Here is a 10,160-nt window from a genome sequence, read left to right on the forward strand (position 1 = left end):
GATAAAAAAGTTTATAAGTTATTATAAACCCTATAAGAAACTGTTCTTTTTAGACTTATTAGCTGCTATTACCGTCTCTATCTGTGACTTAATCTATCCTATGTTAAGTAGAGTTGCAGTAAATAACTACATTCCAAATAGACATTATAAAAGCATTATAGCTTTAGCAGTTATCCTTTTGGTTATATATATTATTAAACTTCTTTGTAACTATTTTATGAACTATTGGGGACATGTAGTTGGAGTTAGAATGCAAGGTGATATGAGAAAAGATGTATATACAAAACTTCAAAATTTCCCTATTAAATATTTTGATAATACTCAAACGGGAAGCATTATGTCCAGAATTGTAAATGATCTTCAAGAGGTCTCAGAACTTGCACATCATGGTCCTGAGGATATTTTTATCTCTATAATTATGATTTTAGGTTCTTTTTTTCTACTTTTAAATATAAATGTACCTTTAACTCTTATTATTTTCTCAGTGATACCATTTATTGTGTGGTTCACTGTTGCTAGAAGACAAAAAATGGCTGACGCTTTTTTAGAAACACGTGAAAAAATAGGTAGTATTAATTCAACCTTACAGAATAGTATCAGTGGTATAAGAGTATCTAAAGCTTTTGTCAATAAGGAAGATGAACTGGAGAAATTTAAAAAAAGTAATGTGGAGTTTAAAAAAGCTCGTGAAGGAGCATATAAAGTTATGGCTGAATATGTTTCTGGTATGACTTTTCTTACTGATATGCTAGATTATCTTGTTTTAGTCTTTGGTGCTATATTCACTTATCAAGGAAGGATTAATTTTGGTGATTTTTTAGCTTATCTTTTATATATTAGAATTTTTAGTCAACCAATAAAAAGACTAGTAGGCTTTGTTGAACAGTATCAAAATGGTATGAGTGGTTTTAAACGTTTTAAAGAGATGCTGGATGAAGACATTGAGAAGGACTCTCCAAATGCTAAGGATCTATCAGATGTAAAGGGAGACATCACTTTTGAAAATATATGTTTTAGTCATGATGAAAAAACTATTTTAAAAGATTTTTCTATGGATATAAAAGCTGGGGAAACTTTAGCCCTTGTAGGTCCGTCTGGTGGAGGTAAAACAACTATTTGCAACTTGATTCCAAGATTCTATAATATTGATAGTGGAGATATAAAAATTGATTCTCAAAGTATATATGATTTCAAAATTGATTCTTTAAGAAAAAATATTGGTGTTGTTCAACAAGATCCGTTTCTTTTTACTGGAAGTATTAAGGAAAATTTAATAATAGGAAAACTTGATGCCACTGATGAGGAGATTATAGAAGCGGCAAAAAAAGCGAATATCCATGACTTTATAGAGACTTTACCAGATGGTTATAATACAGAGGTTGGAGAACGTGGTGTGAAACTTTCTGGAGGGCAGAAACAAAGAATTGCCATTGGTCGAATATTTTTAAAAAATCCCCCTATTTTAATTTTAGATGAGGCAACTTCAGCCCTAGATAATATTACAGAACAACTTATTCAAGAGTCTTTAGATGAACTTGCTAAAAATCGTACAACTATCATTGTTGCACATAGATTATCTACAATTAAAAATGCTGATACAATTGTTGTCATCACTGATGATGGTATTGTAGAAAAAGGAACACACGAAGAACTAATCAGCAATAAAGGATTCTATTACAATTTACATTTAGGGATTCTACAATAATTTACTTAGGAGAGTTTATGAAAAAAATTATTCAAAAATATTTCACACTATTTTTTATTTTTAATCTATTGCTTATAAGTAATATTACTTTTTGTGATAATGAGAGTGTCATTGTAGTGGCTCAGGGATCAAAACCCAAATCTTTAGATCCACATACCTTCAATGAATTTCCCACTTTGGGAATAACTGAACATATCTTTAATACTTTGGTTACCCTTGATGACAATGGTATCCCAAAACCTGAGCTGGCAAAAGATTTTACTTACCTATCTCCAACAGAGATACTATTTACAATTAGAGACAATGTTAAGTTTCACAATGGCGAAATTTTAACAGCTGATGATGTGGTATTCAGCTTAAAAAGAATGATGGAAAAACCTGGAAGTAGAGTTATTCTAAAAGATATTAAGAGTGTTCAAAAAACTACAGATAATAAAGTTTTAATAACTTTATATGAGCCTTCAGCTCCATTTTTAGCTAATTTGACACTTCCTATTGCAGCTATTATGAATAAAAAATATATTGAGGCAGGAAATAATATCGCTTTAAACCCCATGGGAACTGGCCCTTATATGGTTACAAGTTGGGGAGATGGAGATAAAATTATTATGAAAAGTTTTAAGGAGTATTTTAGAGGAACCCCTCAAAACGACGGTTTAATCTTTAAAATTATCACTGAAAACACAAGTCGTTTAGCAGCTTTAGAAACTGGTGAAGTGGATATAATATATGCTATCTCTCCCATTGATTTCCAAACTGTGGAAAAAAACCCTGAGTTAAATCTTTTACATAAAAGTACCACTACTACGGAGCTTATGGTTTTAAATGTAACAAAAGCTGGACTGGACAATAAAAATATTAGAAAAGCGATTCATATGGCTATTGATAAAAATGGAATTTTGGAAGCCATATTTTTAAATAGAGGATCTATTGCAACTTCACCTATAAATCCAAATATCTTTGGAAGTTATCAAAATTTAAAACCACTTGAAAACAATATAAAAATGGCCAAAGAGATTGTTTTTAATGAAACAAAGGGAAAGGGAGTTCCAACTTTAAAGATTTGGACAAGTGAAAATATTGTACGGGTTCAAATAGCACAGATTATACAGGCTAATTTAAAGGAGATTGGTATCAATTCAAATATAGAGATTGTGGAGTGGGGAACATTTTTGAAGAAAACTTCAGAGGGTGCTCATGATATTCTTTTAACTACATGGATTTTAGGAGTTAGTGATATTGACACTGTTGTAACTACTCTTTTTCATTCAAATTCAGTTGGTGCAGAGGGAAATCGTTCATTTTATAAGAATAAAAAGTTGGATAAAATCATTGATTTAGCCCATAGTACAACTGATACTGAAAAACGTAAAGAGTACTATAAAGAGGCCCAAGAGATAATTTTAGATGAAAACCCAATTGTGCCGCTAGTTTACAAAATTGATGGTATTGGAATCAGTAAAAAAATTCAAAATTTTGAATATAATAGAGCTAGTATGAGAAATTACTATGAGAATATGAAAAAAGTAGATGTTAAATAACATCTACTTTTTTGTTATCATCTCTATTAAATCTTTTACAGTTTCATGTAGGTATTGACCTTTTAAGTAATCCATTTTTACATCTTCATAGACAAATTTTTTTATCTCTTTTGGTCTTTCAACAAAAATGTCTCCACATACCTCATAATTTTCTGATAGAGGTACAATAAATGGAACTTTAAACTCCTCCACTTCCATCAGTGGTTTTAAGAATTTCTCTCCTCTGGCTTTAGTTATAATAGCCATATCAAAATTTGGATTTAATTCACAAAATCTTTTTAAAACAGTTACATTCAATTGAAAGTCCATGCACCAAGGTTCTCCTGAAACCAGAAACTTTATCTCTTTATCTATCTCTCTTACAGTTTCAATCTCCTCTTCAGTCATAACTATTCTTGAATAGTTTTTAGGTATTCTATCTCTTTCGCTTTTTATTCCAGTTCCCATAAATGCATCAAAATTCATACCTGCTGAATAAAGTGTTTTCATATCCATCTTAATTCACCTCATAAATTTTTATTTATTTAGTATCTTACAATTTTTATACTCATTTTTTTGACCTAATCTATATGTACATGTTCCTGATAAAACTTTACATTTTATTGACATATAGTCATCACTCATTATACCAATAGAGTTTTCACACTCAAGAGTGGGATATTTTTCAACCATCTCTTTTTTCTCTTCTACAGTTATATAGTATTTTTCCATTTTTTACTTCTCCTACCTTTTCATTTTATAATATTTATCCCTTAATAGGAAGTAGAAAGCTCCACTTAAAATATAGGCCATAGACATATAGTTTAAGGTATTTCTACCAAAATATTTTAGTCCTAATCCAACTAATAGTCCACCAGTTATAAAGGAAAGAATATTCATAGCATAGTATTTCATCTTCCATGTTATCTCTCTATTCCCTCTTAAATAATGTCCAATTACAACACCTAAATCTGTCACTGTTCCAGTCATATGGGTAGTTCTGATAACCATACCTCTATAACGAATAAATAGACCATTTTGTAATCCTAAAGAAAAAGCAAGAATAAATACGAATAATACATCTGTATATAGATACATCTCTAAAACTTTAAGCAGTATACCTATAAATATGAAGGTATCCCCATATCTTTTTCTCAGTTCAAAATCTCTTCCTGAACCTATTATAATTCCAGAAACTATTGCTCCACTAAAAAAGGCGGATACCAATCCTATCATTATCTTTAAATGTGCTATATTATAATAAGCTAAATCTGTAGAGATTCTTGTTACACTTCCTGTTATATGGCTAGCTGTTAAAGAAAATTGTAGTATTGCAAACGCATTCATTCCTCCACCTAAAAAAGCTAATAAACTTATCCATAAAAACAGTTTTTTATTAATTTGTTCCATCTCTACCTTCTTCTTAGTACTTTATTTTAAATACTGCTTTCTTTAATTCTTTTGGTTCATTATCTTTTGAAATTAGAGGCATGTGTGGTTCATCTGGAAATACTATTAAAAAATTATCTTTATTCATATTCAGTCTATACTCCTCAGTTCCCTCTAAAACTTGGAAATCGCTCTCTTCATTATACTCTGTTTTCTCTTTTAAGTCACTTTTTAATGAATAACCAATCCCCTCTTCACCATCGATTACTATATGGATATCTATATATTTTTTGTGTCCTTCAAAGAAACACTCCTCTAAAACCTTAGTTTTGCATTCCTGAACATTAAAAAATACATTGTCTCCATCAATTTCATTTTTTCCTACTACCCCAGTTTTATAGCTCCCATTTTCTATAGCTTCTATAGCCATATCCAGTCCTTTAGAGATTCCCTTATAAAACTTTAATTCATCAATTTGTCCAAAGATCATTTGCTAATCCCCCTTATTTTTATTTTCATCTTTTATGATATTCTAAATACCTTCATAAAGTCAAGCTATTATTTAATTTAGATTGATTTTTTTTGATAATTCTTTTATAATATAGTGTGAAGAAATATATTTAGAGGAGGATATTGTGTTACAAAAATTTAAAAGAAACTTTTCAATTATAGCACATATAGATCATGGTAAATCCACTGTAGCTGATAGACTACTTCAAGCTACTGGTACTGTTACCGAAAGAGAAATGAAAGAACAACTTCTTGACTCAATGGAGTTAGAAAGAGAAAAAGGAATTACTATAAAAGCTCAAGCAGTTACATTAAAATATACTGCTAAAGATGGAAATGAGTATGAATTAAACCTTATTGATACTCCTGGGCACGTTGACTTTATCTATGAGGTTTCACGTTCACTATCCGCTTGTGAAGGAGCTCTTCTAGTTGTAGATGCCGCTCAAGGAGTTGAAGCACAAACTCTTGCTAACGTTTACTTAGCTCTTGAAAATAGTCTTGAGATTGTTCCAGTTATCAATAAAATAGACTTACCTGCTGCAGATGTAGAGAAAGTTAAAAATGAAATTGAGGATATTATTGGATTACCTGCTGATGATGCAGTTTTAGTTTCAGCTAAAGCTGGTATCGGAATTGATGAACTTTTAGAAGCTATTGTTGAAAGAGTTCCAGCTCCTACTTTTGATGAAGAAGCTCCTTTAAGAGCTATGATTTTTGACTCTTTATTTGATGACTATCGTGGTGTTATAACTTATGTTAAAGTTCTTGATGGATCGATTAAAAAGGGTGATAAAATTAAAATCTGGTCAACTGGTAAAGAGTTTGACGTTCTTGAGTGTGGTATTTTTGCACCAACTAAAAAAGAGCAACCAGAGCTAAGTTCTGGATCTGTTGGATATATTATAACAGGTATTAAAACTATTCAAGATACACAGGTAGGAGATACTATTACTCATGCAAAAAGACCTTGTGCAGAGCCTTTAGATGGATTTAGACCCGCTCAATCAATGGTGTTTGCTGGTTTATATCCAATATCTACAGATGACTATGAGGATTTAAGAGAAGCCTTAGAAAAACTTCAGTTAAATGACGCTTCTTTATCATTTATTCCTGAAACATCTCTTGCTTTAGGATTTGGATTTAGATGTGGATTCCTTGGATTATTACATATGGAGATTATTGTTGAAAGACTTAGAAGAGAGTATGATATTGACCTAATTTCAACTTCTCCTTCAGTTGAGTATAGAATCACTTTAGAAGGAAAAGAAACTTATGTTATCGATAACCCTTGTGATTTCCCTGAAGGTGGAAGAGCTAAGTTCTGTGTTGAGGAACCATATATCAAAGGAAGTATTCTTACTCCAAAAGATTATGTTGGAAATGTTATGGAACTTTGCCAAGAAAAAAGAGGAACTTACATTGATATGAAGTACATAGATGATAACAGAACAATGGTAATCTATGAATTACCTCTTGCAGAGATTGTTATCGACTTCTATGACAAATTAAAATCAAGAACTAAAGGATATGCTTCATTTGAATATGAGATGATTGGATATAAAGAATCCTCTCTTGTTAAAGTTGACATTCTTGTTTCTGGAAATGTTGTTGATGCCTTTTCGTTTATAGCTCATACTGACCATGCTGCGTCAAGAGGAAGAGCTATTTGTGAAAAGCTAAAAGAGATTATTCCTAGACAACAATTTGAAGTTCCTATTCAAGCTGCATTAGGTGCAAAAATAATAGCTAGAGAAACTATTAAAGCATATAGAAAGAACGTTCTTGCTAAGTGTTATGGTGGAGATATCACTAGAAAGAAAAAACTTCTAGAAAAGCAGAAAGAAGGAAAGAAAAGAATGAAGCAGATTGGAAATGTTGAGATACCACAAGAGGCATTTGTATCTGTTCTTAAACTTAATGATTAATTTAATTTTAGGTGAGCTATGGGCTCACCTTTTATCTTTTTTGAGGAGGGATTTTATATTCTATGAAAAAACTACACTTTATTTTAAAAAGAGTTTTTCCTGATATTTTAAGTATTTTAATTTTTTTATCTGGAACACTTATTATGTTTTCAAACTCATCAAGGCTAGATTTAAGATACATAAAGTTTATCTACTCTATACTGCCTGGAGATATAATAACTCTTTCCCATCTTTCATCCAATATAATTGGAACTTTTCTTCTTATATTGGCCTATGGTATCTATAGACGATTGGACAGTGCTTATTATCTATCTGTTATATCCTTTATCTTTGCAATATTCTTTAGTTTTTTTAAAGGGTTTAACTATTTGGAAGCCGCTTTTTTTAGCTTCATTCTTATTTTACTAATCCCTTCAAAAGATAGATTTTATAGAAAATCCTCTATCTTAAAGGATAAACTATCTATTAGTTGGGTTCTTTTCACACTATTTGTGATTTTATTAAGTATATTTTTTGGATTTTATTCCTTTAAGACAGTGGAATATAAGAGAGAGGTATGGTGGCATCTAGTTTTAAATAGACACTATACTATCTTTTTAAGAAATAGTTTTATATCTCTATCTATATTCTGTATCTTTTTAGTTTTTAATTTTTTTAATACTGTTTTAAGTGTTGAAAAAGTTCCAAGTTCTAAAGTTATAAATGAAATAAAAAAAATAATTAAATCAAGTGATAATAGCTACGCTTCTTTAGCTTTATTACCTGATAAATCAATTCTTTTTGATAAAAGTAAAAGCTCATATATCATGTATGGAAATACATCTGGTAATCTGATATCTATGGGTGACCCAATTGGAGATAAAACTCATTTTCGTGAAATTATACAGGACTTCTATCGAATAGGAAAACAGAGTGGAAAAAATATAGCTTTCTATGAGATATCTAAAGATCATCTCTCTGAATACTTGGAGTTAGGGCTTAAAATAATTAAAATAGGAGAGGAAGCCATAGTGCATTTAAAGGATTATGATATCTCAACTCCTCTGTATAAAAAGATTAGATACACATTTAATAAATTTGAAAAATTAAATTTTACCTTTACAGTTGTAGATTCTATTGATGGAATTGAATCTCAGTTGGAAGAGGTTTCTAATAATTGGTTAAAAAATAAGAAAACTAAAGAGAAGGGCTTCTCTTTGGGAAACTTTAACTTAGATTATCTTAGAAACTTTAAAATAGCTCTTTTATATAATGAGAAAAATGAGTTAATAGCCTTCTCTAATCTTTTGACAACTGATAATAAAAATGAAGTTGCTATTGACTTAATGAGATATGTTGAATCTGCTCCTTCTGGAACTATGGAGTATTTATTTATAAAAATAATAAACTGGTCGAAAGAAAATGAGTATGAACGTTTTAGCTTAGGAATGGCTCCTTTAGCTGGAATATATGGTGGGGATTTAGCACCTCTATGGAATAGACTCAGTGTTTTTCTATTCAATCATGGTGGTAACTTCTATAATTTTGAAGGATTAAAACAATTTAAAGATAAATTTGCACCTCAATGGGAATCTAAATATTTAGCATACTCTGGGCATTTTAATTTGGCATCTCTACTTAAAGATATAGCCCTTTTAATCTCTGGAGGGATACTTGGGATTTTCACTAAAAAATAGAGGAAGGAGGTTGATTACAATCAACCTCCTTTATAATTTACCTTTTCAATAGCATACGCCCGTTAAAATTAATCATATCCCTTTATCCAACATTTAGAATAATAAAAACATATATTCAATATCATATCAACAGCAATATATGTTACTATTCCTATTCCTAAAGCCGTTAAATTTTCAATTTGATAATATAAAATTAGGGTAAAAATCATAACCACTTCTAAACTACTAGCTATTAAACTAGCAATAAAATGATAATGAGTGTAGGATGTTCCTATCATAAATCCATTTAAAAATAATCTAGCTGGCATTAATACATATGCAACTCCAACTATTGACAGATATGCAGCAGTAGAATCTAAAATATCTTTAGAGTTAACAAAGATTTTAGAAAATTGCTTTGGTAAAATAAATACAATAATTAAAATAAATGCCGAAGGGAGAATTATTAGCTCGAATCCCCTATGAAGAATAGATTTAATACTCTCTATATCTTTTTTCCCTATATACTGTCCTATCAATATTGTGGATACTGTTTGCAGTGGCTGGCTTATTACAAAAAATATTTGCTCAAGTCTACCTACAACTCCATATGTTGCACTTCCCAATATTCCAGATCTATTAGAAATATATGTTTCAATGGTTATTAAGGCTGAAACAAGCCATAATTCAAGAGTTATTGGTATTCCTATTTTCAATATTTTCTTTAAATATATCACATCTAATCTTAAATATTTTTTATTAATTTTTAATAACTCCTCATTTTTATTAATATATACAATGATTCCTACAGTAACTATAACTGTAGCTATTATATTCCCTATAGCTGCCCCTGCTATTCCCAATCCAATAAGTATTAATATTGGAACTACCAAACTATTAATAGTTAGCTCTACCGCAATAAATAGCATAGGAATTTTTGTCTTTTTTATAGCTCTTAAAGCTTCGCAAATAGTCAAAAATAGGAAGTTAACTGTATATCCTATTAAATTATATTGAGATATCTTTAAGAATAATACTAGGTGTGTGTAGTAATCCTAAGAGCATTGGAAGGAGTAAAAACATAATTAATGTTACCAATATTCCCAATATGATATTTGCTATATAGAAAACTCCCATAATTTGTTTTACCTTTTCTTTTTCATCTGCTCCATAATTTTGAGATATTAAAACTGCTATTGCTGTGATAGGTCCACTCATTATAGATGAAGCTATCATTGTTATTGGATATGAATTCGCAATAATTGAAATTCCATTTTCTCCGATTAATCTTCCTATCCAGATGGAGTTAATCATATAAATTGATACATTTAACAAATTAGAAAGTAATAGTGGTACAAATATTTTAACCATTCTATTCAAAAAGATTATCTCTTTTTATATTAATTTCCATCACTTTTGACTCCTTAAAAAATTTAATTATCCATTATTTTGC

Annotated in this window: 10 protein-coding genes; 4 read left to right on the forward strand and 6 right to left on the reverse strand. The window is 30.0% G+C overall.

Annotated elements, in window-relative coordinates; genetic code table 11:
- Position 1 precedes the first annotated feature (1 nt).
- Complete coding sequence (locus ACMOUI_RS00585) at positions 2–1,705, forward strand: ABC transporter ATP-binding protein (protein WP_418963802.1); 1,704 nt, start codon at positions 2–4, stop codon at positions 1,703–1,705.
- Between the two features lie 17 nt (positions 1,706–1,722).
- The gene (locus tag ACMOUI_RS00590; protein ID WP_418963803.1) at positions 1,723–3,246 is read left to right on the forward strand and encodes an ABC transporter substrate-binding protein; all 1,524 of its coding nucleotides are present in this window, start codon (positions 1,723–1,725) and stop codon (positions 3,244–3,246) included.
- 3 nt (positions 3,247–3,249) lie between these two features.
- Here ACMOUI_RS00590 and ACMOUI_RS00595 read toward each other — a convergent pair whose 3' ends face one another.
- The 4 genes from ACMOUI_RS00595 to ACMOUI_RS00610 are packed head-to-tail and all read right to left on the reverse strand — an operon-like array spanning position 3,250 to position 5,104.
- Positions 3,250–3,741, reverse strand: a complete 492-nt coding sequence (locus ACMOUI_RS00595) for a thioredoxin family protein (protein ID WP_418963804.1) — start codon at positions 3,739–3,741, stop codon at positions 3,250–3,252.
- Positions 3,742–3,762: 21 nt separating this feature from the next.
- On the reverse strand, positions 3,763–3,957 hold the full coding sequence (locus ACMOUI_RS00600; RefSeq protein WP_418963805.1) for a hypothetical protein: 195 nt from the start codon (positions 3,955–3,957) through the stop codon (positions 3,763–3,765).
- A gap of 12 nt (positions 3,958–3,969) precedes the next feature.
- On the reverse strand, positions 3,970–4,635 hold the full coding sequence (locus tag ACMOUI_RS00605; RefSeq protein ID WP_418963806.1) for a YoaK family protein: 666 nt from the start codon (positions 4,633–4,635) through the stop codon (positions 3,970–3,972).
- A 13-nt stretch (positions 4,636–4,648) separates the two neighbouring features.
- A complete protein-coding gene (locus ACMOUI_RS00610; RefSeq protein WP_418963807.1) occupies positions 4,649–5,104 on the reverse strand; it encodes a YhcH/YjgK/YiaL family protein in 456 nt (151 codons plus the stop codon).
- 145 nt (positions 5,105–5,249) lie between these two features.
- On the opposite strand from ACMOUI_RS00610, the gene lepA reads away from it, so the two are divergent.
- Together lepA and ACMOUI_RS00620 are read left to right on the forward strand one after the other, a co-directional pair.
- Positions 5,250–7,052, forward strand: coding sequence for a translation elongation factor 4 (gene lepA / locus ACMOUI_RS00615; protein ID WP_418963808.1), 1,803 nt, complete (start codon positions 5,250–5,252; stop codon positions 7,050–7,052).
- Between the two features lie 62 nt (positions 7,053–7,114).
- The gene (locus ACMOUI_RS00620) at positions 7,115–8,728 is read left to right on the forward strand and encodes a phosphatidylglycerol lysyltransferase domain-containing protein (RefSeq protein WP_418963809.1); all 1,614 of its coding nucleotides are present in this window, start codon (positions 7,115–7,117) and stop codon (positions 8,726–8,728) included.
- Between the two features lie 68 nt (positions 8,729–8,796).
- On the opposite strand, the gene ACMOUI_RS00625 is transcribed toward ACMOUI_RS00620, so the two are convergent.
- Positions 8,797–9,684, reverse strand: a complete 888-nt coding sequence (locus ACMOUI_RS00625) for an MATE family efflux transporter (protein WP_418963810.1) — start codon at positions 9,682–9,684, stop codon at positions 8,797–8,799.
- A 31-nt stretch (positions 9,685–9,715) separates the two neighbouring features.
- The gene (locus tag ACMOUI_RS00630) at positions 9,716–10,078 is read right to left on the reverse strand and encodes an MATE family efflux transporter (RefSeq protein ID WP_418963811.1); all 363 of its coding nucleotides are present in this window, start codon (positions 10,076–10,078) and stop codon (positions 9,716–9,718) included.
- Positions 10,079–10,160 lie beyond the last annotated feature (82 nt).

The organism is Cetobacterium sp. (genome assembly GCF_048470075.1).
Classification (GTDB): Bacteria; Fusobacteriota; Fusobacteriia; order Fusobacteriales; family Fusobacteriaceae; genus Cetobacterium_A.